The organism is Kitasatospora sp. NPDC088742, assembly GCF_055584905.1.
Window position 1 is genome coordinate 51,845 of sequence record NZ_JBVJLD010000020.1, and the last position, 25,516, is coordinate 77,360.

General features: G+C 73.2%; 16 protein-coding genes. 9 read left to right on the forward strand and 7 right to left on the reverse strand.

Features of this window, described 5'->3' with window-relative positions; all coding sequences use genetic code 11:
• From ACZ6ZR_RS17760 to ACZ6ZR_RS17780, 5 genes are all read left to right on the forward strand, one after another.
• Nucleotides 1-1,338, forward strand: coding sequence for an ABC transporter substrate-binding protein (locus ACZ6ZR_RS17760; RefSeq protein WP_465643268.1), 1,338 nt, complete (start codon nt 1-3; stop codon nt 1,336-1,338).
• 76 nt (nt 1,339-1,414) lie between these two features.
• The gene (locus ACZ6ZR_RS17765; protein WP_465643270.1) at nt 1,415-3,166 is read left to right on the forward strand and encodes a glycoside hydrolase family 35 protein; all 1,752 of its coding nucleotides are present in this window, start codon (nt 1,415-1,417) and stop codon (nt 3,164-3,166) included.
• Nucleotides 3,167-3,227: 61 nt separating this feature from the next.
• The gene (locus ACZ6ZR_RS17770) at nt 3,228-5,957 is read left to right on the forward strand and encodes a SpoIIE family protein phosphatase (protein ID WP_465643272.1); all 2,730 of its coding nucleotides are present in this window, start codon (nt 3,228-3,230) and stop codon (nt 5,955-5,957) included.
• Between the two features lie 146 nt (nt 5,958-6,103).
• Nucleotides 6,104-7,243, forward strand: coding sequence for an ABC transporter substrate-binding protein (locus ACZ6ZR_RS17775; RefSeq protein ID WP_465643274.1), 1,140 nt, complete (start codon nt 6,104-6,106; stop codon nt 7,241-7,243).
• Nucleotides 7,244-7,482: 239 nt separating this feature from the next.
• Nucleotides 7,483-8,937 (forward strand): RICIN domain-containing protein, encoded by a 1,455-nt coding sequence (locus ACZ6ZR_RS17780; protein WP_465643276.1) that lies wholly within the window; start codon nt 7,483-7,485, stop codon nt 8,935-8,937.
• Between the two features lie 84 nt (nt 8,938-9,021).
• On the opposite strand, the gene ACZ6ZR_RS17785 is transcribed toward ACZ6ZR_RS17780, so the two are convergent.
• Nucleotides 9,022-11,616, reverse strand: coding sequence for an alpha-N-acetylglucosaminidase (locus tag ACZ6ZR_RS17785; protein ID WP_465643278.1), 2,595 nt, complete (start codon nt 11,614-11,616; stop codon nt 9,022-9,024).
• A 189-nt stretch (nt 11,617-11,805) separates the two neighbouring features.
• Between ACZ6ZR_RS17785 and ACZ6ZR_RS17790 the strand changes: the two genes are divergently transcribed.
• Nucleotides 11,806-13,074: an ROK family protein gene (locus tag ACZ6ZR_RS17790; protein WP_465643280.1), complete on the forward strand. Its 1,269-nt coding sequence runs from the start codon at nt 11,806-11,808 to the stop codon at nt 13,072-13,074.
• A gap of 38 nt (nt 13,075-13,112) precedes the next feature.
• Here the strand turns inward: ACZ6ZR_RS17790 and ACZ6ZR_RS17795 are convergent, their stop codons facing one another.
• The 3 genes from ACZ6ZR_RS17795 to ACZ6ZR_RS17805 all read right to left on the reverse strand — a co-directional run bounded on the left by ACZ6ZR_RS17795 (nt 13,113) and on the right by ACZ6ZR_RS17805 (nt 15,314).
• Complete coding sequence (locus ACZ6ZR_RS17795; protein WP_465643282.1) at nt 13,113-13,622, reverse strand: hypothetical protein; 510 nt, start codon at nt 13,620-13,622, stop codon at nt 13,113-13,115.
• A 97-nt stretch (nt 13,623-13,719) separates the two neighbouring features.
• Entirely contained in the window at nt 13,720-14,817 is a 1,098-nt protein-coding gene (locus ACZ6ZR_RS17800; protein WP_465643284.1) for a polyprenyl synthetase family protein, read from the reverse strand.
• Between the two features lie 53 nt (nt 14,818-14,870).
• Nucleotides 14,871-15,314, reverse strand: a complete 444-nt coding sequence (locus tag ACZ6ZR_RS17805) for a nitroreductase family deazaflavin-dependent oxidoreductase (RefSeq protein ID WP_465643286.1) — start codon at nt 15,312-15,314, stop codon at nt 14,871-14,873.
• Nucleotides 15,315-15,513: 199 nt separating this feature from the next.
• Here ACZ6ZR_RS17805 and ACZ6ZR_RS17810 point away from each other — a divergent pair, with 199 nt between their 5' ends.
• Both ACZ6ZR_RS17810 and ACZ6ZR_RS17815 read left to right on the forward strand, forming a co-directional pair.
• On the forward strand, nt 15,514-17,310 hold the full coding sequence (locus ACZ6ZR_RS17810) for a ricin-type beta-trefoil lectin domain protein (protein WP_465643288.1): 1,797 nt from the start codon (nt 15,514-15,516) through the stop codon (nt 17,308-17,310).
• A gap of 146 nt (nt 17,311-17,456) precedes the next feature.
• Complete coding sequence (locus tag ACZ6ZR_RS17815; protein WP_465643290.1) at nt 17,457-17,594, forward strand: hypothetical protein; 138 nt, start codon at nt 17,457-17,459, stop codon at nt 17,592-17,594.
• A 352-nt stretch (nt 17,595-17,946) separates the two neighbouring features.
• On the opposite strand, the gene ACZ6ZR_RS17820 is transcribed toward ACZ6ZR_RS17815, so the two are convergent.
• A complete protein-coding gene (locus ACZ6ZR_RS17820; protein WP_465643292.1) occupies nt 17,947-18,450 on the reverse strand; it encodes a hypothetical protein in 504 nt (167 codons plus the stop codon).
• Nucleotides 18,451-18,604: 154 nt separating this feature from the next.
• Here ACZ6ZR_RS17820 and ACZ6ZR_RS17825 point away from each other — a divergent pair, with 154 nt between their 5' ends.
• Complete coding sequence (locus ACZ6ZR_RS17825; protein WP_465643294.1) at nt 18,605-21,037, forward strand: ATP-binding protein; 2,433 nt, start codon at nt 18,605-18,607, stop codon at nt 21,035-21,037.
• 29 nt (nt 21,038-21,066) lie between these two features.
• Here the strand turns inward: ACZ6ZR_RS17825 and ACZ6ZR_RS17830 are convergent, their stop codons facing one another.
• Both ACZ6ZR_RS17830 and ACZ6ZR_RS17835 read right to left on the reverse strand, forming a co-directional pair.
• Entirely contained in the window at nt 21,067-23,541 is a 2,475-nt protein-coding gene (locus ACZ6ZR_RS17830; RefSeq protein ID WP_465643296.1) for an RICIN domain-containing protein, read from the reverse strand.
• A 56-nt stretch (nt 23,542-23,597) separates the two neighbouring features.
• Nucleotides 23,598-25,514, reverse strand: coding sequence for a DUF5107 domain-containing protein (locus tag ACZ6ZR_RS17835; RefSeq protein ID WP_465643298.1), 1,917 nt, complete (start codon nt 25,512-25,514; stop codon nt 23,598-23,600).
• Nucleotides 25,515-25,516: the final 2 nt, after the last annotated feature.

The following is a 25,516-nucleotide window of genomic DNA, read 5'->3' on the forward strand; positions in this document are numbered from 1 at the left end:
ATGACCCGTACCACCCCCTCACGCCGCAGACTGCTCGCCCTCGTCCCGGCCGCCGCGCTCGTCCTCGGCCTCACGGCCTGCGGCTCCTCCGGCGGCTCCGACGGCGGAAGCACCGACCCGGCCAAGGCCCTGGACACCCCGACCACGCTGACCTTCTGGACCTGGGCGCCCAACCTCGACAAGACGGTGGCGCTATTCGAGCAGAAGTACCCCAAGATCAAGATCAACCTGGTCAACGCGGGCCAGTCGGCGACCGAGTACACCAAGCTGCAGACCGCCGTCAAGGCCGGCAGCGGTGGCCCGGACGTGGCCCAGATCGAGTACTTCGCGCTGCCCGAGTTCGCGATGTCCAAGCGGCTGGTCGACCTCAAGGAGTACGGCGCGGCCGGCCTGGAGTCCAAGTTCACCCCGTCCGCCTGGTCCCAGGTCGCCATCCACGACGGCGTCTACGCCGTCCCGCAGGACACCGGCCCGATGGCGATGTTCTACAACAAGAAGCTGCTCGACCAGCTCGGCATCGAACCGCCGAAGACCTGGGCCGAGTTCGAGGCCGCCGCGGTCAAGATCAAGGCCTCCGACCCCAAGCGCTTCATCACCTCGCTCGACCCGAACGACGCGGGCGGCCTGGACAGCCTGCTCTGGCAGGCCGGCGGCCGGCCGTTCCAGCAGAAGGACGCCTCCTCCGTCTCGGTGAACCTCCAGGACCCGGGGGCCAAGAAGGTCGCCGAGCTGTGGACCTCCCTGGTCGGCCGCAAGCTGGTGGACCCCTCGCCGGGCTGGACCAACGAGTGGTGGCAGTCCATGAACACCGGCCAGTACGCCATGTGGATCACCGGCGCCTGGGCGCCCGGCAACATCGCCTCCACCATCCCCGACACCGCCAAGGACTGGCGGGCCGCACCGATCCCGCAGTGGAGCGCCGGCGAGGCCGTCTCCGCCGAGAACGGCGGCTCCGCCGTCGCGGTGCCCAGCAGCAGCAAGAACAAGGCCGCCGCCGCGGCCTTCGCGATCTGGCTGAACTCCGACCCCGAGGCCACCCGCTCGCTCAACAAGAACGGCCTCTTCCCCGCCACCACCCAGCTCCTGAACGACCCGGCCTTCCTCGACGAGCCGCTCACCTCGCTCGGCGGCCAGAAGGCCAACCAGGTCTTCGCCGACTCCTCCGGCAAGGTCGGCAAGGGCTGGCAGTACCTGCCCTACCAGGTCTACGCCAACTCGGTCTTCAAGGACACCGTCGGCCAGACCTTCGGCACCGGCATCGACGCCGGCCTGGGCGCCTGGCAGAAGCGCATCACCGAGTACGGCACCCAGCAGGGCTTCAAGGTCACCACGCCCTGACCATCCGTCAGACCGGTGCGGGCGGTCCCACCACCCGCCCGCACCGGCCCCGTTCATCCCCTGGAGCACCGTCCCGATGCCCGTCCTGCAGATCACCGACGAGGGATTCCGCCTCGACGACCAGCCCTTCCGGATCATCTCCGGCGGCCTGCACTACTTCCGCGTCCACCCCGAGCACTGGGCCGACCGCCTGCGCAAGGCCCGCCTGATGGGCCTCAACACGGTCGAGACCTACGTGCCGTGGAACCTCCACCAGCCCACCCCCGGCGAGCTGCGCACCGACGGCGGCCTGGACCTGTCGGCCTTCCTCGACCTGGCCGCCGCCGAGGGGCTGCACGTCCTGCTCCGCCCCGGCCCGTACATCTGCGCGGAGTGGGAGGGCGGCGGCCTGCCCTCCTGGCTGCTCGCCGACCCCGGCATCCTGCTGCGCAGTCAGGACCCGCGCTACCTGGCCGCGGTGGACGACTACTTCGAGCGCCTGCTGCCGCCGCTCAGCCGCCACCTGGCCACCAACGGCGGCCCGGTGATAGCCGTCCAGGTCGAGAACGAGTTCGGCGCGTACGACGACGACACCGCCCACCTCGCCCACCTGGCCGGGCTGCTGCGCCGCTGCGGCGTCGACGTCCCGCTGTTCACCTGCGACCAGCCCTCCGACCTGGCCCGGGGCTCGCTGCCCGGGGTGCTGGCCACCGTCAACTTCGGCAGCCGCGCCGAGCAGGGCCTGGCGGCGCTGCGCGCCCACCAGCCGGCCGGGCCGCTGATGTGCGCCGAGTTCTGGATCGGCTGGTTCGACCGCTGGGGCGGCCACCACGTGGTGCGCGAACCCGCTCAGGCCGCCGAGGAGTTGGACACCCTGCTGGCCACCGGAGCCTCCGTCAACCTCTACATGTTCCACGGCGGCACCAGCTTCGGGTTCACCAACGGCGCCAACGACAAGCACACCTACCGGCCCACCGTCGGCTCCTACGACTACGACGCCCCGCTGGACGAGGCGGGCGACCCGACCGAGAAGTACCAGCTGTTCCGCCAGGTGATCGCCAAGTACGCCCCCGTCCCGGCCGAACCGGCGCCCGAACCGGGCCCCAAGGCCGCGGCCGGCCTCGTCCGGCTGGGCGAGAGCACCCCGCTCTTCGCCAACCTGCCCTACCTCGGCACCCCCGTGCTCGCCGAACGCCCGCTCACCATGGAGCAGTTGGGCCAGGACTTCGGCTACGTCCTCTACCGGACCACGCTGCCGGCCGAGGGTGCCGTGCTGCTGGAGGCGGACGCGGTGCACGACCGGGCCCAGTTCTTCGTCGACGGCCAGCCGGTCGGCGTGCTGTCGCGCGAGGACCACGAGCGGGCGATCGCCTTCACCGTGCCCAGGCCCGGCGCGCTGCTGAGCGTCCTGGTGGAGAACCAGGGCCGGGTCAACTACGGCGCCGGCCTGCACGACCGCAAGGGCCTGCTCGGCCGGGTCCTGCTGAACGGCACCGAGATCACCGGCTGGAGCAGCCTGCCGCTGCCGCTCACCGACCTCGCCGGACTGGCCTTCACCGAGACCGTCACCGCACCGGTCGGCCCCACCTTCCACCGCGGCACCTTCCACCTCGACACGGCCGCCGACACCTTCGTCCACCTCCCCGGCTGGACCAAGGGGAACGTCTGGGTCAACGGCTTCCACCTCGGCCGGCACTGGTCCCGCGGACCGCAGCGCTCGCTCTACCTGCCCGGGCCGGTGCTGCGCCCGGGGGCCAACGAGATCGTGGTGCTGGAGCTGCACGCGGCCCACCGGGGGCTCGGCGTGGAACTGAGCGAGGCCCCGGACCTGGGCCCGACCGAGGAGTAGCCCGCCGCCCCGCGGCGGCCACGCCTTGCCGGTGGCGGCCGGGGCGGGATAAATGGGAGACATGACCTCGGAACCGGGAGGGCACGGCGGGCGGTCCGGCCGCCACCCCGGTGCGCCCCGCAGCTTCGCCCGCGAGGTCTTCCTGCTCCAGCTGCTGCTGGTGACCCTGCTGGTGGTCGCCGCCCTGGTGGCGGTGGTGGTGCAGACCCGGCGCGACACCATGGCCGACGCCCGCCACCGCACCACCGCCGCCGCCCAGTCCTTCGCACACGCCCCCGGTCTGCTCCAGGCGCTGGCCGCCCCCGACCCGACCGCCGTGCTGCAGCCGCTGGCCGAGGCCGCGCGCAAGGACGCCGGCGTGGACGCGCTGATCGTCTACAAGCTGGACGGGATCACGCTCACCCACAGCGATCCCGCCCAGCTCGGCCGCCACGTCATCGGCCCCTACGCCGAGGCCGCCGAGGGCCAGGCCTTCACCAGGACCTTCCACGGCGCGCTGGGCCTCTCGGTGATCTCCGCCGCCCCGGTGAAGGACCAGACCGGCCAGGTGGTGGCCATCGTCTCCGCCCCGCTCACCGTCGAGTCGGTGCAGAACGCGGTCAACCGCCAGCTTCCCGTCTTCCTGGCCACCGCCGCCGTCGCGGTCGCCCTGGCGGCCGGCGGCGCCGCCCTGGTGAGCCGCCGGCTCCGGCGGCAGACCCACGGCCTGGGCCCGGCCGAGATGACCCGGATGTACGAGCACCACGACGCCGTCCTGCACGCGGTCCGCGAGGGCGTCCTGATCACCGGCGGCGACGGCCGCCTGCTGCTCGCCAACGACGAGGCCAGACGGCTGCTGGAGCTCCCCGAGGACGCCGAGGGCCGCAACGTCGCCGAGCTCGGCCTGGAACCCGCCACGGTCGAGCTGCTCACCGCGGACCGCGCCGCCGACGACGAGGTGCACCAGGCGGGCGGCCGCCTGCTGGCGCTGAACAAGCGCTCCACCACCCCCTACGGCGGCCCGCGCACCAGCGTGGTGACCCTGCGCGACACCACCGAGCTGCGCGCCCTCTCCGGCCGGGCCGAGCTGGCCCGCGCCCGGCTGCGGCTGCTGTACGACGCCGGCATGCGGATCGGCTCCACGCTGGACGTGGTGCGCACCGCCCGGGAGCTCGCCGAGGTGGCCGTCCCCGGCTTCGCCGACGTGGTCACCGTCGAGCTGCGCGACCCGGTGCTGCGCGGCGAGGAGCCGGACGGGGCCAGCTCCGAGCTGCGCCGCAGCGCGGTGGCCGGGCTGGCCGAGGACCACCCGCTCTACCCGGTCGGCCGCCTGATCCACTTCGTCCCCGGCACCCCGATGGCCAGCAGCGTCCACGGCGGCCGCTCGGTGGTCGAGGCGGACCTCGCCGCCTCCCCGGGCTGGCGCTCGCAGGACCCGGAGCGGGCCCAGCGGATCCTCGACTCCGGCATCCACTCGCTGATGGTGGTGCCGCTCCAGGCCCGCGGCGTGGTGCTCGGCCTGGTCAACTTCTGGCGCTCCGGCGACTCCGCGCCCTTCGACGCCGAGGACGTCTCCTTCGCCGAGGAGGTGGCCGGCCGGGCGGCCGTCTGCATCGACAACGCTCGCCGCTACACCCGCGAGCACGCCATGGCGGTGACCCTGCAGCGCAGTCTGATGTCCCGTGCGCTGCCGCCGCAGGACGCCCTGGAGCTGGCCCACCACTACCTCCCTGCCCGGACCGGCGTCGGCGGCGACTGGTTCGACGTCATCCCGCTGCCCGGCGCCCGGGTCGCCCTGGTGGTGGGCGACGTGGTCGGCCACGGGCTGCACGCCGCCGCGACCATGGGCCGGCTGCGGATCGCCGTTCACAACTTCTCCGCCCTGGACCTGCCGCCCGACGAACTCCTGGGCCACCTGGACGAGTTGGTGGCCCGGCTGGACGTCCAGGACGAGAACGCCGAGGACGACGCCCCGGCCATCACCGGCGCCACCTGTCTCTACGTGGTCTACGACTCCGTCTCCGGCACGGCCACCGCCGCCACCGCCGGCCACCTCCCGGCCGCCGTGGTGCTGCCGGACGGCACGGCGACCTTGCTGCAGCCGCCGGTCTCCCCGCCGCTCGGCCTCGGCGCCGGCCTGCCGGTGGAGACCGCCGAGCTGACCCTGCCCGAGGGCTCCCGGCTGGTCCTGTTCACCGACGGCCTGCTGACGGCCCGTCACCGCGACCTGGACACCGCGCTGGCCTCCCTCCTGACGGCGGTCGCCGGGCCCGGCCGGACACCCGAGCAGATCCGCGCCGCGCTGACCGAGACCCTGCCCGTCCGCCCCGACGACGACATCGCCCTGCTGGTCGCCGGGACCCACCTGCTCGACCCGGAGCTGGTCGCGGTCTGGGACGTCGAACCCGATCCGGCCGCGGTCGGCCCCGTCCGCCGGGCCTGCACCCGCAAGCTGGAGGAGTGGGGCCTGGACCACCTCACCTTCGGCAGCGAGCTCATCCTGAGCGAGCTGATCACCAACTCCGTCCGCTACGGCAAGCCGCCGATCCGGGTCCGGCTGCTGAAGACCAGGACGCTGGTCTGCGAGGTCTCCGACGGCAGCAGCACCGCCCCGCACATCCGCCGCGCCAAGGAGAGCGACGAGGGCGGCCGCGGCCTCTTCCTGGTCGCCCAGTACGCCCAGCACTGGGGGACCCGCTACTCGGTCCGGGGCAAGACCATCTGGGCCTCCCAGTCGCTGGAGGCCGGCGCGGGGGAGGAGGAGGCCTTCGCCGACTTCCTCGGCGGCGACTGGGACGACCTGGAGCTCTGACGGCGGCCCGGGGCCCTGACCGACCGTCAGCCCGGCGGTGCGCTCCCGGCCCGGACGAGTACGCTGGAGGCCCACCGACGCCGTGACCAGGGGGAATTCCGACGGCCGGTGCGTGGGGGCCGGCTTCCTTCACCCATGGAGGCGTCGTGGTCAGATCCCCGCGGAGCCGCCTCGCCGCGTTCTCCGCCTCGCTCGTCCTGCTGGCCGCTGCCCTGGCCGGCTGCGGCGCGGGCGACGACACAGCCGTCACACCGTCCCGGGCGGTCACCGCCGCGGAGCTCGGCGGCATGGACGCCCTGGTCAGGGCGGCCCGGCAGGAGGGGCGGCTGAACACCACCACGCTGCTGCGCCACTGGGCCAACTACGGCGGGCTGATCGACGGCTTCGCCAAGAAGTACGGGATCGAGGTGGTGGTCGACAACCCCTTCGGCTCCAGCCAGCAGGAGATCGACGACATCAAGCGGCTCAAGGGCCGCCCCGAGGCGCCGGACGTGCTCGACCTCGGCGACTCCTTCGCGCAGTCGGCGGCCGAGCAGGGCCTGCTGGCCCCGTACCGGACCGTGGGCTTCGACCGGATCCCGCACGCCCAGAAGGATCCGAAGGCGCGCTGGTACAACAGCTACGGCGGCTACGTCTCGATCGGCTGCGACGCCAAGCGCGTCGCGCACTGCCCGGTCTCGTTCCTGGACCTGCTCAAGCCCGAGTACTGGGGCATGGTGGCGCTCAACGGCAACCCCACCACCGCCGGCTCGGCCTTCGCGGGCGTCTACGCGGCGGCGCTGGCCGGCGGGGGCTCGTTCGGCGACATCCAGCCGGGCATCGACTTCTTCTCCAGGCTGGACGACGTCGGCAACTACAACCGGGGCAACCCGAACCCGGACGCCATCGTGCGCGGCGAGACGCCGATCAGCATCGAGTGGGACTTCCTCAACCTGGTGCACACCGACGAGCTCCGGGACCGGGGCGTGGACTGGCGGGTGTCCATCCCGTTCGACGGCAGCTTCTCGCAGTACTACGCCCAGGCGGTCAACAAGGACGCGCCGCACCCGGCGGCGGCCCGGCTCTGGGAGGAGTACCTGGCGAGCCCCGAGGGGCAGAACCTCCGGCTGGCGGGGTACGCACGGCCGGTGCTGATGGCGGAGATGGAGCAGGACGGCACCCTCGACCGCACCCTGGCCGGGCGGCTGCCGACCGTGGAGGGGACCCCGGCCTTCCCGACCTCGCAGCAGCTGGCGGCGGCGCAGCGCACGGTGCAGAAGAACTGGTCGACGGCCGTACCCGAATGATTCACGGATGTTTCCGGACTATTGACACGGCCGGACGGGGCTTACAGACTCTCCTCACCACACCGTGTTAACGCGGACACGACGATGATCCGTCGGCGCGACCGCACGGTGCGCGGCGAGTCGGCCCATCGCCTCCGCCCCTCGCGTGACAGCAGTGCCCGCCCTCCCTCACGGCGCCCCCTCCACGCCGGACCGCGGACCCGTCACGTTCCGAAGCGAACAGCAAGAGGTACCCACCCATGTCCTTCAGAGCCCTCAGAGCCCGAGGCATCCCCGCGGTGTCCGCCGTCCTCACGGCCCTCCTCCTCTCCCTGCTGGGCGGTGTGGGCACCGCCCGGGCCGCGACCGTGACCATCGACAACGCGACGCAGTTCGCCGACCAGAACGGCAACCCGGTGCAGGCCCACGGTGGTGGGGTGGTGAAGGTCGGCGAGTTCTACTACTGGTTCGGTGAGGACCGGAACGCCGACAACACCTTCCGGTACGTGTCGGCGTACCGCTCGGCGGACCTGAAGAGTTGGGAGTTCCGCAACCACGTGCTGTCGCAGGCCACCGATCCCGAGTTGGCTTCTGCGAACATCGAGCGGCCGAAGGTGATGTACAACGCCGCGACCGGCAAGTTCGTGATGTGGATGCACAAGGAGAACAGCCGGGACTACGGCGAGGCCAAGGCGGCGGTGGCGGTCTCCGACACCGTCGACGGTGACTACGCCTGGCGCGGCAGCTTCCGCCCCTTCGGCGAGATGTCGCGGGACATCACCACCTTCGTGGACGACAACGGCACCGGGTACATGATCTCGGCCGCCAACGAGAACGCCGACCTGCACGTCTACCGCCTCACCCCCGACTACACCTCGGTCGACGCCCAGGTGCAGAAGCTCTGGGCGGGCCAGTCCCGCGAGGCCCCCGCGATGTTCAAGCGCAACGGCGTGTACTTCCTGCTCACCTCCGGCGCCACCGGCTGGTCGCCGAACCAGCAGAAGTACGCCACCGCCACCAGCGTCACCGGCTCCTGGAGCGGCCTGAAGGACGTCGGCGACTCCACCACCTACCGCACCCAGACCGCCTACGTCCTGCCGGTCCAGGGCACCAACGGCACCAGCTACCTCTACATGGGCGACCGCTGGGGCAACTCCATGGGCGCCATGGTCAACGACTCCCAGTACGTCTGGCTGCCGCTGAAGTTCCCCACCAGGACCACCATGACCATGGACTACTCGCCGCAGCTCACCGTCGACACCGCCACCGGCACCGTGCGCGGCATGAACGTGCTCTGGGAGACCCTGACGGGCCGTCAGAGCGGACGGTGCGCCAACGTCGCCAACTTCGACACCCGCGACGCGGCCCCGGTGGTGCAGTGGGGCTGCAGCCCGGAGATCAACGAGCAGTTCTGGTTCAAGAAGACCGGCAACGGCTACCTCCAGGTGATGGCCCGGCACAGCGGCAAGTGCCTCGACGTGGCCGACGCCTCCACCGCCGACGGCGCGCTCGTCGTGCAGAACCCCTGTGACGGCCGGCCTTCGCAGCAGTGGAAGCCCAAGGCCACCGACATCGCCGCGTACGTCCAGCTCGCCGCCCGGCACAGCGGCAAGTGCCTGGACGTCACCAACCAGTCCAGCTCCGACGGCGCCCCGCTGGAGCAGTGGACCTGCGGCACCGGCCAGAACCAGCACTGGAAGCGCACCACGGTCTGAGCCCGGCGTCTCGCGCGCGGGGCAGGGATGTCGACGCCGTCGGCCGTCACCCTGCCCCGCGAGCGGTGTTTTCGTGAACACGCGTCAGGCGGGCACGGTCCAGCGCTGGTTGGGGGTGGTGGTGCAGGTCCAGACGATCAGCGCGGTGCCGTTGGCGGTGCCGCCGCCCGAAGCGTCCAGGCAGAGGCCGGACTTGAGGTTCTGCAGGGTGTGGTCGGCGGGGCGGTGGGTCCAGGCCTGGGCCGGGGTGCCGTTGCAGGTGTAGAGCTGGACGACGGTTCCGGGGGTGACGGCGCCGTTGCGGACGTCCATGCACTTGCCCATGGCGCGCAGGGTGCCGTCGCCGGGGGAGGACCAGGTCTGGGCGGGGGTGCCGTTGCAGGCGTAGAGCTGCAGGGCGGTGCCGTCGGCGGAGTTGCCGCCGGTGACGTCCACGCAGGTGCCGCCGGTGCCGGTGACCGGGCCGGCGGGGGTGACCGGCGGGAGGGAGGCCGCGATGGCGGAGGCCACGGTGAAGACGTCGCCGGTGGGGGTGGTCGGGTAGCTGGTGGTGGCATGCGCCCAGGCGTCGTCCATCGCGAAGAAGTCGACGGCGGCCGGGGCGGTGTTGGTGCTCAACGCCGTTTCCAGGGACTGGAAGTAGGCGGCCCAGCGCTTGGCGTAGAGGTCGTTGATCAGGCCGGAGTACTCGCGGGCGGCGTAGTCCCGCAGGCCGTTGCCGTCGGCTTGGGACCGGTTGCCCCAGGTGGTGATGAGCGAGCGGGCGTCGTACCGCAGCCGGTCGTTCTCGGCGGCGGTGGCGCCCCAGGCGTCGACGCCGGCCAGCCAACTGCCCACCAGGAAGCGGCTGTCGGTGGCCATCAGCCGGTCGAGGGCGGCCAGGTCGGCGTTCCACTCGGCGGTCAGGGAGCGGAAGGTGGTGAGGTTCCTGGCGGTGTAAGCGGTGTTGATCTGCGGGAGCAGCGCGCGGGCGCGGTTGTCCAGGGCCTGCCGGGCGGTGTGCAGCAGGTCGAAGCGGTAGGCGTCGGTGGTGCGCAGCGCGGGGGCGACCTGGAGCAGGCTGTTCAGCGCGCTCTGGACGGTGGCCGGGTCGTAGCGCATGGCCCCGGGCGACCAGCTGGCCGAGCTGCTCGCGGTGAGCGAGGGCCGGGCGGTGAAGAGGCTGTCCTGCGGTTCGGCCCAGCTGCCGGACGGCATCGAGTAGGGGCCGGTGCGCAGCTTCTCCCAGGCCGCGGCCGCGTTGGCGTCGGCGCCGCCGTAGCGGGCGGTGGCGTAGTCCCGGAACCAGGCGGCCTGGTCGATCGGGGCGGCCGACCAGGCGAGGTCGGCGAAGAGGGCGAAGGCGGCCGGGTCGGTGCCGGTGCCCTCGGGCATGTAGGCGATGCCCTTCAGCGCGCTGCCGGGTTTGGCCAGCCACTGCCGGAAACGGGCCGTCCACACCGCCGAGTTGGCGCCGAGGGTGGTCTTGCCGCCCATGTTGGCGATGGTGCCGAAGGCGTACGGGGTGCCGTGCCAGGAGGCCTCCCGGTCGAGGTTCTGGTAGCGGTCGGAGAGGCCGTCGACGATCAGCATCCTCGACTTGTCGACACCGGCCAGCACTGCGTCGGAGGGGTTGTCCTGCCAGCCGAGGATCGCCCAGGTGGCGCCGGGGTGGGCGGTGAGCAGGGCCCGCTGGACGGCGCCGGCGGCGGCGGTCACGTCGATGTTCCCGGCGCTGCCGCCCTCCTGGAGCGGGTCCATCTTGAACATGGTCGTCTCGCCGAAGGCGGCGGCCTGGTCGGCGTAGTAGGCGGCGGCGACGGCCGGGTAGCGCGGGTCGTTCGGGTCGAGCCAGGACGGGCGGGTGAAGCCGACCCAGCCGCCGGGGGCGACCACGTTGGCGCCGGGGTTGCGGGTGGCGAAGTCGGCCGGGACGGTGCCGAAGTAGCCGGGCAGCACCGGGGTCATGCCGAGCGCGCGCAGCCGGTCGCAGATCTGCCGCCCGACGGCGGCCCGGGCTGCGATGAGCTGGGCGGAGACGGGGGAGGCCGAGGAGCCGTACATGTTCTGCATCAGCCACCAGGGCTGATGGGCTGGGGCCGGCACCCAGGACTGCAACTCGGCCGCGCTGTAACCGAATTGCTGGAGCGTCCGGTAGTAGGGCTGCTCGGCCCCGGCGGTGACCAGCACCTCGTTGACGCCGTGCAGGGCGAGGACGTCGATCTCGCGCTGGTAGTCGGCGAAGCTGCGGTAGGCGCCGGTGTAGCCGTTGTCGACGTCGTTGAGCGCGTAACGGTGCGGCACCACCGAGGAGTTGGTGTACGCGGTGGGGACGCCGGGCAGGGTCGCGGGCAGCGCGGAGGTGCTGGTGCCGGGCAGGCCGACGTCCACGTGCGCGACGTTGCGCAGGTACCAGCCGACGCCGGTGAGGAGGGTGGCCGGGCTGGTGCCGGACACCCGGATCGCGCCGGGGGCGCCGGAGACGGAGAAGGAGTCGACGCCCGGTGCGGTCCGGTCGACCGGCAGCAGGGTGAACTGGGCGGCCTGGGCCGGGAGCAGGCGCTGGATGCTCGCGGCGGCGGGGGAGGTGTCGAAGGTGGCGGCGTGGGCGGCGGGTGCGGACACGGTGGTCAGGCCGGTGCCCGCCGCCGCCAGGGAGATCACGACGCCGAGCAGGCGTCGGTGGAGCCTTGGCTTCATCGGTCGTCTCCTGGGAATGCGCTGTGGGGGATGGCATTATTAACGGAGCGTCCGTAAATATCTCGGCGCCGCCGGGGAGTGTCAAGGACCCGGGCGGGGAAACCTGCCCGCAGGGCCGGTCCGGAGCCCCAGTACAGTGCGAGACCGGTCCGCAGCACGGCGGCCGACGAGGAGTCAGGAGGGAATCGGGTGCCCACCCAGGGAGCGGCCACCGGGCCGCACGTCCTGCGCGCGATGAACGCCACCGCCGTCCTCGCCGCCCTGCGCGCGGCCGAGACCGCGACGGCCAGCGTCACCGGCCTCGCCACCGCCACCGGCCTCTCCCGCCCCGCCGTCACCCGGGCCCTGACCGCGCTGGCGGAGGACGGACTGGTCGAGTCCGTCACGGCGGCTCCCGACACCGCGGCACCCGGCCGCCCCGCGCAGCGCGTCCGCTTCCGGGCCGAGGCCGGTCACGTCGCGGGCATCGACATTGGCCCGCACAAGGTGCTGGTGGTGATCGCCGACCTGGCGGGCGAGGCCCGGGCCGAGCGGCGGGTGACGGTGGGTCAGGACATCGACGGCCCGGGGCTGTTCGAGACCGTCCGCACCGCGCTGACCGCCGCCGTCGCGGAGGCGGGGCTGGCCCCGGCCGACCTGCGGGCGGTCAGCGTCGGCACGCCCGGCATCGTGGACCGCGAGCGCGGGGAGATCCTGCTCGCCCCGAGCATCCCCGGCTGGGCCGGCCTGCCCGTCGTCCCGCAGTTGCGGGAGTGGCTGCACTGCCCGGTCCTGATCGACAACGACGTGGACCTCGCCGTGCTCGGCGAACGCTGGCGCGGCGGCGCCGGGGACGTGGACAGCCTGGTCTTCGTGCAGTGGGGCGAGCGGATCGGCGCCGGCATGCTGCTCGACGGCAGGCCCTTCCGGGGCGCCGGCGGCGCGGCGGGGGAGCTGGGCTTCATCGACGTGCCGACCGGGGACCCGCGGTCCGGAGACGTGCCGACCGGGGCGCCGTCCGGAGGGGCGCGGTCCGGGGCCGCCGGTGACGAGACGTCAGCCGCCCCGCTGTTCAGCACGCTCGGCCCCTTCGAGCGTCTCGCGGGCGCCGCCGCGATCCGGCGGCTCGCCGAGGAGGCGGGCGTCGCGCTCGGGCCGGACGGCGAGATCGGCCCGCTCTTCACCGCGGCCGCCTCGGGCGACCCTGCCGCCACCGCGGTGGTGGACCGGGCCGCCGACCGCTTCGCCCGGGGCCTGGCCACCCTGCTCCTGCTCCTCGACCCCGGCCGCGTCGTCATCGGCGGCGGCCTGTCCCGGGCCGGTGAGACCCTGCTCGGCCCCGTCCGCCGCCACCTCCGCGACCGCACCCTCACCACCGCCGAGGTCACGGCCTCGGCCCTCGGCGAACGCGCCGTCGCCGTCGGAGCCCTGCGCCGAGCCCTCGACACGGTCGAGCCCACCCTGATCGCCCCTGTGTGACCGACGCCGTCTGACCGGCGCCGAGGGCTGACGGTCGATCAGGGCACGACCACGTCCAGGTGGTAGGTCGTGTCCACCCAGAACTCACCCGACGTCGCCTTGATCGACAGCACGTACTGGCCGGGTGCGAGCGGGTCGAGCGTGCCCCACAGACCCCACGCCACGTGCGGGATCACGCCGGGCCAGAACCGCTTCGAGCTGAACTCGTGCGTCTGCAGTGGTATGCCGTTCAGCTCGGCCACGGCCCTGGAGACCTCGGCGCGCCACGGGCGGGCCCTGAACCCCAGCGCCGGGGCCACCGTGTTGAAGACCGGGAAGAAGAGCGGCTGCCCCGCCGGCACCTGGCACCGCCGCACCACGCGGCCACCGTACGTGCCCGCCAGGAACCAGACGTCCGCCGGCTGCCGCCAGTCCGCGAACTCTCCGGTCGTGTCCCCCACCGGGCTGCGGTCCGACGGCGCCGACAGTGCCCACTTCCACCACCGCGCCGCGAGCACCCCACCCTCCGCGGCATCGGGTCCGGCACCCTGGAACACGGCCTTGCTCACATCAGCTCCTCTGTTCGATCACGCTCTGCACAATCGAGCGAGACCCTACCCGGCGTCCCGGAGGGCAGGCGCCGCCAGGTATCGCCCGGCGTCGCGGTCAGTGGTCGCGGGTGACCGTCCAGGCCGGGAGGTGGTGGAAGAAGGCGACGGCGGTCGGCTGCCAACGGTCGTACCAGGAGCCCGCGACGGCGGAGGCCTCCGCCGCGTGGCGTTCGGCGTCGGCCTGGAGCGAGCGGTCGACGCCGTGCCGCCGCCCCAGGGCGCGGACCTGGTCGAGGGTCTCCTCGGAGGCGTCGGGGTCGCCGAGGGCGGTGGTCAGCAGGGCGCGTTCGGCGGTGTCCAGGTCGGCGGTCAGCAGGGCCCGGACCGCGTAGCTGCGGCGGCCGGAGCGGAGGTCGGAGCCGACCGACTTGCCGAGTACGGCGGGGTCGCCGAAGAGGTCGAGCCAGTCGTCGCGGAGCATGTTGGCGATCCCCAACGCGGTGGCGTAGCGCCGTAGTTCACCGTCGAACGGTGCGGGGTCGGCCCCGGCGGCGAGCAGGCCGAGGCGGAGCGGGGACAGGATGGAGTAGCGGGTGGTCTTGTACTCGGTGACCGCGTGCAGGAGGTCGAGGCCGGGGAGGGGGCCGAAGTCCCGTTCCAGGTCCAGGAACTGGCCGAGCACGGTGGTGGCCCCGACCCCGGCCAGCTCGGCGGTCATGGCGGCGGCCCGCCCGGGCGGCAGCTCGGCGGAGGCCAGTACCCGCAGGGAGAGGAAGGCGGCCAGGTCGCCCGCGAGCACGGCCAGGCCCAGCGCGGTGCCGGGCCGGTCCGGGTGCTCGTCGCGGTAGCGCTGCGGCACGGACGGCGCGCCGCGCCGGACCGCCGAGCCGTCGATGATGTCGTCGTGGATCAGGCCGTGGGTCTGGAGCAGTTCGATGCCGATCGCGGCCTCGGCCAGGCCCGGCGCGGGCTGATCGGTGATCAGCGCTGCGGCCTCGTGCAGCACCGCCACCCTGAGCCGTTTGCCGCCGCGCAGCGACATGTCCCGCAGCAGCTCAACGGCGCGGGCGGGGAAGGCGCCGTGCGCGAGGCCGTCCAGGGCGCCGCCGCCCGCCGGGTCGGTCAGCGAGTCGAAGTACGCCGCGAAGAGGGCGTCGAAGCGCTGCCGGTGCCCGGCCGCGCGCCGCAGGGCGGCAGTGATCGTCTGGTCCACCGCCCCAGACTTCCATCCGCCCCGCGGCCCGCGCCAACCCGGGGCGCCCGCTGTCAGGCCGGGTCGATCACCACGACCGGGATCTCGCGGTCGGTCCTGGTCTGGTACTCGTCGTAGGCGGGCCAGTGACCGACCATCAGGGGCCAGTAGGCGGCGCGCTCCTCGGGGGTCGCGGTACGGGCGGTGCCCTGCAGGACCTCCGGGCCGACCTGGATCCGGACCCGCGGGTCGGCCTCGAGGTTGCGGTACCAGAGCGGTGCCTCCGGGGCGCCGCCCTTGGAGGCGACCAGCAGGTAGCGGCCCCCGGACTCGCCGTAGATCAGCGGGGTGCGCACGGGGGAGCCGGAGACCCGGCCGATGGTGGTGAGCAGCAGGGTCTGGGTGCCGCGCCAGTACTGTCCCTCGGTGCCTCCGCTGTCCACGTACTGCCGGACGTGGGCCAGCTGCCAGCTGTCCTCGCGGGGGTCCTTGGGGTGGTCCCAGTCGATGTCGTCCACGGTCTCTCCCTGCTGTGCGTCGGAACGCCAACTCGGCCTCTGAACCTCTCAACGCGCGCCAACGCCGCCGGGCACGGTCTGGATTCCTACCGCACGGGTCTTGACGCACACTGCGTTCAGTCTCCAGTCTTTGCTCGAACATGCGCAGTTAGCGCAGGTATCGCTCAACTTTGCTCACGATATGCCACTGGAGAGCAACATGGGATGGCAGCACCGCGTGCTCGGGCTCTGTACCGCAGCCGTCGTCACCGCCGCTCTGGCCGTGTCCGCCGGGACCCCGGCCGCCGCCGACAGCACGGCGGCCAACACCTCCGCCCCGATCGGCGTCAAGCCGATGATGGGCTTCAACAACTGGGCCCGGTTCACCTGCGCCGCACAGGCCCGCCTGGACGGGACCCGCGAGGGCTACTCGTTCCAGCAGTTCATGCAGGACCAGGCCAAGGCGATGAAGGACACCGGCCTGGTCGCCGCCGGCTACACCAACCTGACGGTGGACGACTGCTGGATGCAGCGCACCAGCGCGGGCTACCTGCACGGCGCCGCGAAGTGGGGCAGCAGCAGCCAGCCCGGCTACGACTGGGAGCTGACGGACTACGCGAACTACGTGCACGCCCAGGGCATGGAGGCCGGGCTCTACAGCACCTCCGGGGTGAACACCTGTCAGGGCGTGCCCGGCGGTGTGCTCGGCCACGAGCAGGCGGACGCCAACTCGCTGGCCTACTGGGGCGTCGACTCCATCAAGCTGGACAACTGCGGGACCAGCATCACCAACCGGCAGCAGGTCTTCACCACCTTCGCCAACGCGCTGAAGACCGCCACCGCCAACACCAGCCGCAAGATCCTCTTCAACGAGTCCGCCCCGGCCGGGTACGGCCCGACCAGCGCCGAGAAGTACAACGCCCAGGAGTGGGTGCGCGGCCTGGGCCAGATGTGGCGGGTCAGCCCCGACATCGCCGTCTGGCACACCGGCACCACCTCGGCCTGGGACTGGCAGCACGGCGGTGACTACTACGAGGGCGGCGTCCTGCAGAACTTCGAGGACACCGTCGCCCTGGCCCGCTACAACGGCCCCGGCAACCACAACGACGCCGACATGCTGCTGATCGGCGACAACAACCAGCTCACCCTCGCCGAGCAGCGCAGCCAGTTCGCCCTCTGGGCCGCGATGGGCTCGCCGCTGATGATCTCCACCGACGTCCGCAGGATGGCGGCCGACCCGGCGGCCTACGCACCGCAGTTGGAGATCCTGAAGAACGCCGACATCATCGCCGTCGACCAGGACACCACCGCCGGCGGCTACCTCGCCGCCCGGGACGGCGCCGCCACCACGGCCGGCACCGAGGTGGTCGTCAAGCCGCTCGCCGACGGCTCCCGCGCGGTCGTGGTCCTCAACAAGAACGCCACCGCCACCGGCTTCACCCTCGACCTCGCCCGGGTCGGCTTCGGCAACACCGGCTGCTCCCGCACCGTCAAGGACCTCTGGAACCACACCAGTTCGCAGGTCACCGGCTCCCTCACCGCCACCGTCGGCGCCCACGACAACGTCATGTACACCATCGCGCCCGGCAGTTGCGGGGCCGCTCTGCCGACCGGCCAGATCCAGGCCGCCCAGTCCGGCTTCCAGGCCTACGCCCTCTGCCTGGACGCCTACAACGGCGCCACCAACGGCACCACCGTCGGCCTCTGGGACTGCCACTCCGGGGCCAACCAGCAGTGGCAGCGCCAGACCGACGGCCGGGTCAACTCCCTGGCCGCGCCCGGGCTCTGCCTCTCCGGCGAGACCACCGGACTGAAGCTGCGCAGCTGCGACGGCGCCGACGCCAAGCAGCTCTGGAGCTACGGCCTCGCCGGACAACTCAAGGCCAACGGGCTGTGCGCCGACATCGCCGGCGGCTCGGTCGGCGACAAGACCAAGGCCGTCGCCACCTACACCTGCGGCACCCACCAGCCCAACCAGACCTGGAGCGCGCCCTTCGCCACCGCGCCCACGTCCTGATCCGGTGGTCCGCCCGGCGGGGCGGACCACCCCTCCATCGCTGGGTGCGGGCACCGCTTCGGCGGGTGACCTGGGGGCATCTTCCCCCGGGGGCTCCGGGCTCCGGGCTTCGGTGCTCCGAACTCATCGGTGGGGGTTGGAAACTGATGCATGCGAACAGACGGACCGCCGGCCCGCACGGGCGCGTCGCCGGAGGCGTCGCCGCGCTCGTGGCGCTGACGCAGGCCGACCCGGCCGCCGGCCCCGGCTGCACCGCCGCCGGGGCCGTGCAGGCGGCGGCGTGACCAGCAACCTGTACGTCGATCCGCGACGGCAGCGGCGCCCTGGTCTGGTCCGCCGGGCCCGCCTCCGGCGGCTGGTGGCTGAGGCTCCAGGGCGACGGCAACATCGTGATCACCGACGCCGCCCGCAACCCGCTCTGGGCCACCGGCACCTTCGGCTAGGGGTTGGCAGGGTGGTGTCCGGAGGCTAGTGCCTCCCCCGGCAAGGTTTGCCCCGTCGCGCCGCCCGGCACGCACTCTCGGCGTGCCGGAGCAAGACCCGAGTAGCTCCGCTACGAGGGCCTTTCTCCGGCGCGCCGAGAGCACGCGCCCTCCTTGCCCGCCATCGGGCAGGAGGGGCCCTGAACGACGCTCCTCATGGGGCAAACCTTGCCGGGGGAGGCACTAGCTCGGCGAGGTAGCGTCCGGCCTCCTGTTCGAGGGCGGCGGCCAGCAGGCGGCGGGCGTGGTCGCGGACCAGCTCGTCGAGTGCCGGGTCCGGCGGGGCGAGGGTGGCTTCGGTGACCAGGCTCAGCGGGGGCCGGCCAGGACGGAGTTGGTCGCCGACCTGGATCCGGCGCCAGGCGGACTGCCACCGGGCGAGCTGCTCGGCGGAGGCGCCGCAGGCGGTGACCAGGGCCGACACCCGTGCCAGCGGGGGGAGGCGGGTGCGCCGGTGGCTCAGGTCGTCGGCGAGGGTGCTGCGGGGGACGCGGGTGCGGCGTTCGAGCTCGCGCAGCGACGGGTTGCCCGACCAGGCCCTGAGGGCCTGGAGCCGGCGGACGTACTCCTGCGGCGAGCCCGCGGTGCCCGGGTCGGGCGGCGTGGTCGTGATGGTGGTCGCGGCCCGGTGGGCCACCGTCTTGTGCTGTCCGGTCATGTCTCCCCCTCCGCCGGTGCGGCCCGGTCGGCCCGTCCGGCGTACCGGGCAGTCATCCTGTCTGCGAACGTTTGGCCGCTCCATGGCGTTGCCTTGGCGTTCCTCGTGATTTCCTGTCAGGAACGCGCCAGACGGGCGCCGTTCGGAGGCGGGCGTGGTGGGGAAGTTCGGTGCGCTGCTGCGCGGGTACCGGCTGTCGGCCGGGTTGACGCAGGAGGGCCTCGCGGAGCTGTCGGGCGTCTCGACGCACGCGATCAGCGTGCTGGAGTCGGGGCGGCGGCGGCCTCGGCTGTCCTCGGTGGCGCGGCTGGCCACGGCGCTCGGCCTCGGCCCGGGCGACCGCGACCGCCTGCTGGCGGCGGTGCGGGAGGAGTCGGGCGAGGGGCCGTCTCCGGCGGTGGACGGCCACCCGTCCCCCCGTCAGCTGCCGTACGCCGTACCGGACTTCACCGGACGTCGCGAGGAGCTGGCGCGGCTGCTGGAGCCGGCCGCCGGGACGGGCGGGGCCCGTCCGCTGGTGATCTCGGCGATCGACGGGATGGCCGGGGTCGGCAAGACCACGCTGGCCGTCCAGGCCGGCCACGCCCTCGCCGGGCGGTACCCGGACGGCCAGCTCTTCGTGGACCTGCGTGGGTTCACGCCCGGGCAGCGCCCGCTCGAACCGGGCGCCGCGCTGGCGGCCCTGCTCCGGGCGGTGGGGGTCAGCGAGGCCGCGCTGCCCCCGCACGCCGAGGAACGCGCCGAGCTCTGGCGGACCAGGACCGCCGGGCGGCGCTACCTGATCGTGCTGGACAACGCCGTCGACGCCGACCAGGTCCGCCCGCTGGTCCCCGGTGCCCCGGGCTGCCTCACGCTGGTGACGTCCCGTCGGCGGATGCCGGCGCTGGACGGAGCCCTCGCTCTGCCGCTGGACGTGCTGGGGCCGGCCGAGGCGGTCGAGCTGTTCGTCCGGATCGTCGGCCCGGACCGGGTGGCCGGCCACGCCGCCGCCGTGGACGAGGTCGTCGCCCTGTGCGGCCGGCTGCCGCTCGCGGTGCGGATCGCCGCCGCCCGGCTGGCCCACCATCCCGCCTGGACCCCGGCCGACTTGGTGCGGCGGCTCAGACCGGTCGGTCTATGGCGGCCGCAGAAGTTATGGAGTGAACTCGCCGGCCACGACCCGGGTGTCGCGGCGGCCTTCGCGGACTCCTACCACGCCCTCGCCCCGGCGCAGCGGCGCGCCTTCCGGCTGGCCGCGCTGCACCCCGGTGAGGACTTCGCGCCGCACGCCCTGGCCGCGCTGGCCGGGACCGGCCTGGAGGAGGCCGAAGAACTGCTGGAGTCGCTGCACGAGCACCACCTGCTGGTCGAGCACACGGCCTTCCGCTACACCTTCCACGACCTGCTCCGGGCCTTCGCGGTCGAGCTGCTCGCCCGGGAGGAGCCGGAGGCCGCCCAACGGGCGGCGCTGGTACGGCTGTTCGATCACTACCGGTACACCGCCGCGGCGGCGATGGACCAGCTGGCCCCGCTGGAGCGGCACCACCGGCCACGGCCCACCGCGGCCGGCGGCCCGGTGCTGCCGCTGGCGGACCGCACCGAGGCGGCCCGCTGGCTGGCCGAGGAGCAGGCCAACCTGCTGGCGGTCGTCCGGTACGCGGCCGAGGCCGGCCTGCCCGCGTACACGGCGGACCTCCCAGCCATCCTCTGGCGCCACCTCAAACGGAACATGCCCGCCACCGAGGCGCTGGCGATGGGAGTCCAAGCCCTGTGGGCCACCCGGCAGTTGGGCGACCCGGCCGGGGAGGCGGCCGCGCTGCGGCACCTCGGGCTGGTCCACTACCAGCTGGGCGACTTCCGGCGGGCGGTCGAGCTGCTCGGCTCGGCGCTGGAGCTCCGGCGCCGCACCGGTGACCGTGGCGGCGAGGCGCACGTGCTGGCCAACCTGGGGTTCACCCTGATGCGGATGGGCCGGCTGGAGGAGGCGCTCGGCCACCAGCGGCTGGCGCTGCGGCTGAGCCGGGAGCTTCCGGAGCCCGCCGTCGAGTCGGTGGTGCTGACCAACCTCGGGCCGACCCTGACCAGGCTCGGGCTGTTCGAGGAGGCGCTCGAACTCCACCACGAGGCACTGGAGTTCCACAGCAGCGGCGGCAGCTCGCTAGGCCGGGCGATCGTGCTCGACCAGCTCGGCGAGCACCAGCAGAGCTTGGGCCGGCACGCGGAGGCCGCCGTGCTGTACCAGGAGGCCCTGGAGCTGCACGAGTCCCTCGGCGACACCTTCGGCCAGGCCGAGTCGCACACCTTGCTGGGCGACGCGCTGCTGGCCCTGGGCGCTCCGGAGAGCGCGCTGCGGCACTACCGGGCCGCGGCCGAGTACCTCCCGCACACCGGCGAGCGCTACAACCTCGGCCGCGTGCACTTCGGCCTGGCCCGCGCCCACCAGCGGCTGGGCGATGCCGGGGCGGCTCGGGAGCACGCCGAACGGGCCGTCGAGATCCACACCGCGCTGGACGTCCCCGAGGCGGAGGAGGCCCGGGCCCTGCTCGCCTCGCTCACCGGCTCCCGGCGGGCGGCAGGACGCCCCGGCCGGGTGGCCGGGGCGTCCTGAGGGTGGGTCAGGGATGGGTCAGACGCGGGTCAGGCGATGGTCCACTGCTGGAGCGCGGAGCCGGTGTTGGGCTGCTGGGTGACCAGCGAGCCGTTGCTGAGGGAGGCGGTGCTCAGCAGCATGTTGCTGTGGACCGAGCTGACCGTGTAGGCGCCGTTGGCCAGGCGGTTGACGTTCCAGCGCTGGTTGGCCGAGCCGGCGGTGCAGGTCCACTGGATGATCTTGCCGCCGGCCGTGGTCGAGGAGTCGCTGACGTCCAGGCACATGCCCGACTCGCCGTTGGTGAGGGTGTAGGAGCCGTCCGCCTGGGCGGTGAAGGTCCACTTCTGGTTGAGGCCGGTGCCGAGCGTCCAGGTGATCATCTGGGTGCCGGCGGTGGTGGAGTGGTTGGGGTCGTCCAGCGCCTTTCCGCTGATGGAGAGGGTGTGGACGCCGGCCAGGGCCGGGTTGACCGTCCAGCTGAAGGTGGTCTGCGAGCTCGCGGTGCCGGAGGAGGCGGTGACGGTGACGTTCGAGACCGCGGTGCTGGTCGGGGTGCCGGTGATCAGGCCGCCGGAGCTGATGGAGAGTCCGGCGGGCAGGCCAGTGGCCGAGAAGGTGAGCGGCTTCTGCAGGCTGTCGGTGGCCGAGAGCTGGAGCGAGACCGCGGTGTTGACGGAAGTGGTCTGGTTCCCGGGCGAGTTGAGCACCACGGACTCCGGCGCGGTGCCGGCTGCCGTGAGGGTGAGGGTCTGCTCGGCGGCGGTGCGGCCGTTGCCCACGGCGCTGCCGCCGGCGTCGGTCCAGGTGCGGCCGGGGGTGGTCTCGGCGAGGCGGCCGGTGGTGGCGGAGAGGCCGACGGCCAGGCCGCTGTAGCGGTTGACGATCCGGAAGGTGCCGGGGGCGGAGGTGTTGGCGAGCACCCACCACTGCTGGCCGACGGCGGCGTTGCCGCCCGCGGGGCCGGTCACGGTCGGGGCGTTGCCCCAGGCGCGGCCGGAGTTGGCGGTGGCGTCCACGCCGAGCAGCTGCCCGCTGGCCGAGTTGGCGATCCGGTAGGAGCCGTCGCCGACCGCCTGGAAGGTCCAGGCCTCCAGTGCGGCGCCGGTGCCGGCGGCCACCGAGGTGGTGGTGGAGCCGCCGGAGACCTGGGCCAGGACCCGGCCGTTGCCGTTGGCGATCTTGTAGGACTTGCTCAGGTCCACCGGCGCGGCGGCCGGGGCCGAGGAGCCGACGGAGAGGTTGACGTACTCGCCGGACTTCCCGCCCGAGCACCCGAAGGAGCAGTAGGTGCGGAAGTTCTTGCCGACGATCGCCGAGCTGGTGCGGTTGGCGCTGTCCAGGAACCAGCGGTACCAGGAGGCGGTGTGGTAGCTGCCGGTGTCACCGAGCTTGAACCACTTCTGGGTGGCCAGGTCGGCGGTGGCGTAGATCTCCTGCGGTGCGTTGCCGCTCTGGTCGACCGCCTGCGGCTGGCCGAGGTAGAGGCCCAGGTAGGCGTTCCAGGTGACGTCCATGACGAACAGCGGCGAGGTGGCGGGCATCTTGCCGGCCGCGATCTGCTGGGTGGCGGTGCCGGTGTTCGCCGGGTCGTACTCGCCAGCGACCGGGGTGTACCCGGTGGTGCTGGAGGCACCGACGGGCACCATGTTGCTCTCCTTGCCGCCCTTGCCGGGCTGCGACCAGGAGCCGTCGTACCACTTCTGCCAGGAGCTCGGCGCCATCTTGCCGGAGATCGGGGCGCGGGCCACGTGCTCGTAGAACGCCTTCCAGCCACCGGACTTGTCGACGATCCGGGAGCCGTAGAAGACGTAGAAGTAGCCGGAGACGGTGTCCACCAGCAGGCGCTGGTCGCCGTCGCCGTAGGAGTAGGTCTGGTTGGGGAAGCCGGTGGTGTCACCCCGGGTGGTGCTGAACGGCGAGGTGATGACGTGGTCCTTGATCTTCCAGGTCCGGCCCTGGTCGGTGGAGACCGCGTAGTCGATCGCGTCGTAGTGCAGGCCGTCGCCGAAGGGCTGCGGGGTGAACTCGTTGTGCACCAGGCCGTACCAGTCACCGGTGTCCGGGTCCACCCAGACGCCGGCCAGGTCGCAGTAGTTGCGGTGCGCGTAACTGGCGCTGCCGGCGGCCGCGGTGGCCTCCAGGCCGGTCGGGCTGTTGTTGCAGCGCCAGGTGGTGTCGTTGTTCTTGTCGTTGGCGTTCGCCGGGTTCACGTAGTTGGAGACGGTCGCGTTCCGGCTCGCGGTGTCCAGGTCGGTGCCGGTGAAGAAGTCCCAGTAGCGCACGTCGTTGGCGCCGTAGAGCGCGGCCGACTGCTGGTACCAGAAGGAGCCGTCCTTGTCGATGTACGGCGCCGCGGGGGTGTCGGTCGGGTGGGTCCAGGAGCCGGTGGCGCCGACGGTGACGCTGTAGCTGGGGGCGAGTTCGTCCGCCGAGGCGGGGGTCGGGCTCGCCAGCAGCGGGGCGGCGAGGGCGAGGACGGTGGCGAGCAGGGCGCCGCCGGTCCTTCTGGCGGGAGTAGGCATGGGGGTACTCCTCAATGGGGGTGGGGAGGGTGAAGTGAACTGCGGGGGAAGGAAGTTCAGTCGTCCGACATGCGGAAGTCGTAGTGCGGCGGCACCGGCAGGCCGGGGTGGACGGCGCGCCACAGGGTGTCGAGCGACACCTCGCCCTCGCGCATGTTGTCCACCCGGATGCCCTCGGCCAGCAGCCGACGGACCAGCTCGTGGTCGCCGAGCGCGTACCCGGCGGTGGCCTCCGCCAGCCGGACCCGGCCGTGGTCGCGGACGGGGTGGGGGAGTTCCCCGATCAGGGCCAGGGCGGCGGCCGGCCGATCGGCGCGGAGCAGGGCGTCCAGCGTCTCGACGCCCAACTCCGTGAGGTCGGGCCGGAGCCGGTGCGCCTCGGCGAGCAGGTCGGCGGCGTCCTGCGGGTCCTCGGCGAGGTGGGCCAGGGCGCGCAGCACCCAGGGCGTGCGGCGGTCGGCGAGGGAGCGCCGCCAGGCCTCGCGGGCGGACTCCGGCTCCCCGTCGGCGAGGCGGACCAGGCCCAGGTGGTAGAGGGCGTGCCAGTCCCCGGCGTCGTTCCCGGTGCTCTCCTCCAGCAGCGCGCGCCAGCGCCGGCCGGTGACCGGGGCGGCCGGCGGGTCGCTGGCCGGCAGGGTGCCGGTGGCCAACAGCCGCTGCCACGGCCGCTGTTCGGGGCCGGGGCGGCCGAAGGGCAGCAGGGCGGAGGCGGGGAGGCGGCCGGCCTCGATCTCCAGCGCGGCCCAGCCCTGACCCTCCGTCAGCATCTCCTCGGGCTCGCCGAAGGCGGCGGCCGCGGCCTGCGCGCGGTCCAGCTCGACGGGCGGCAGCAGCAGGTCCAGCGCCGCGCCGACCGCTGTCCGGGCCTGCTGCCAACTGCCGTGCACGGCACGGGGATCGGCCTCCAGCAGCCCGTAGGCCTCGGTCCAGGACCAGGTGCCGCCGGCCGGCATCGGCAGGTGCTCCAGCTGGGTGCGGGCCAGGCCCGCCTGGATCTCCAGGTAGGGGTGGTCCGGGCCGGAGAGCCACTCCTGCCAGTGCCGGCCGCCGGTTCCGGTGCCCCAGCAGAACAGCTTGCGGCCGCGCAGGCGGGCGGTGGACGTCTGGACCAGGCCCGTGCCGTCGGCGTCCAGCGCGGCGATCCAGCGGCGCTCGTCGGGCGGGAGGTCGAGGAAGTGGTCGGCGGCGTGCTCGGCCCGGCCGGGGTAGCTGTGGTCGGTGGCGGCGCCCTCGGGCCGGGGGAAGGGCAGGCGGCGCAGGTCGCTGCGGTAGTCGAAGTGGAAGGCGTGGTCGGCCGGGGCCACCACCCGGGTGTCCGGGGTCTGCGGCACGGCGGTGTTGGACCACCAGTAGACGGCCGCCTCCTCGCCGGAGGGGTTGTGGATCTCCACGTGGACGTACAGCGCGGGAGAGCCCGCGGGCAGCCAGGCGTCGATCCGCAGCACCAGCCGGCGCAGCCGCTCGAAGGCGAACATCCGCAGCACCGGCGTGCCGTCCGGGGCGGTGAGCCGGGCGGCGTGCAGCGGCTCGCAGGTCAGCGGCCAGTGGCCGGTGGTGCCGAGGTTCCACTCCACGCCGCCGGCCAGCCAGGCGTCCCGCAGCGCGAGGTTGGCGGGCTGGAGCACCGGGTTGCGGTGCAGCAGCTCGCGTCCGGTCGGACGGTGCGTCAGGGACCAGAGGCGGCCGCCGTACCCGGGCAGGAAGGTGGCGGTCAGGAGCTCGTTCTCCAGGACCACGGCGGGCAGTCGGCGCGGGGAGCGGCGGCGGTCGTAGCGGTCCTGGCGGGTGTAGGGCAGCAGGGTGGCGGGCCGGCCGTAGCGCAGGCCCCGGCGCAGCTCCTCGTCCAGCCCGGCGCCGTGCGCGGTGACGGCGGGGATGCCGTGCAGGATCGGCAGGGTGGCGACCGGATCGGCCGCCCCGTCGATCGTCAGGGATTCGGTGCGCAGGACAGTGGTGGGTAGGGCGGTGGGCACGG

What these genes read in the sequence shown, in the direction of transcription:
- ACZ6ZR_RS17760 (WP_465643268.1), top strand. Translation starts at nt 1, where the DNA reads ATGACCCGTACCACCCCCTCACGCCGCAGACTGCTCGCCCTCGTCCCG.
- ACZ6ZR_RS17765 (WP_465643270.1), top strand. Translation starts at nt 1,415, where the DNA reads ATGCCCGTCCTGCAGATCACCGACGAGGGATTCCGCCTCGACGACCAG.
- ACZ6ZR_RS17770 (WP_465643272.1), top strand. Translation starts at nt 3,228, where the DNA reads ATGACCTCGGAACCGGGAGGGCACGGCGGGCGGTCCGGCCGCCACCCC.
- ACZ6ZR_RS17780 (WP_465643276.1), top strand. Translation starts at nt 7,483, where the DNA reads ATGTCCTTCAGAGCCCTCAGAGCCCGAGGCATCCCCGCGGTGTCCGCC.
- ACZ6ZR_RS17785 (WP_465643278.1), bottom strand. Translation starts at nt 11,616, where the DNA reads ATGAAGCCAAGGCTCCACCGACGCCTGCTCGGCGTCGTGATCTCCCTG.
- ACZ6ZR_RS17810 (WP_465643288.1), top strand. Translation starts at nt 15,514, where the DNA reads ATGGGATGGCAGCACCGCGTGCTCGGGCTCTGTACCGCAGCCGTCGTC.
- ACZ6ZR_RS17815 (WP_465643290.1), top strand. Translation starts at nt 17,457, where the DNA reads ATGCATGCGAACAGACGGACCGCCGGCCCGCACGGGCGCGTCGCCGGA.
- ACZ6ZR_RS17820 (WP_465643292.1), bottom strand. Translation starts at nt 18,450, where the DNA reads ATGACCGGACAGCACAAGACGGTGGCCCACCGGGCCGCGACCACCATC.
- ACZ6ZR_RS17830 (WP_465643296.1), bottom strand. Translation starts at nt 23,541, where the DNA reads ATGCCTACTCCCGCCAGAAGGACCGGCGGCGCCCTGCTCGCCACCGTC.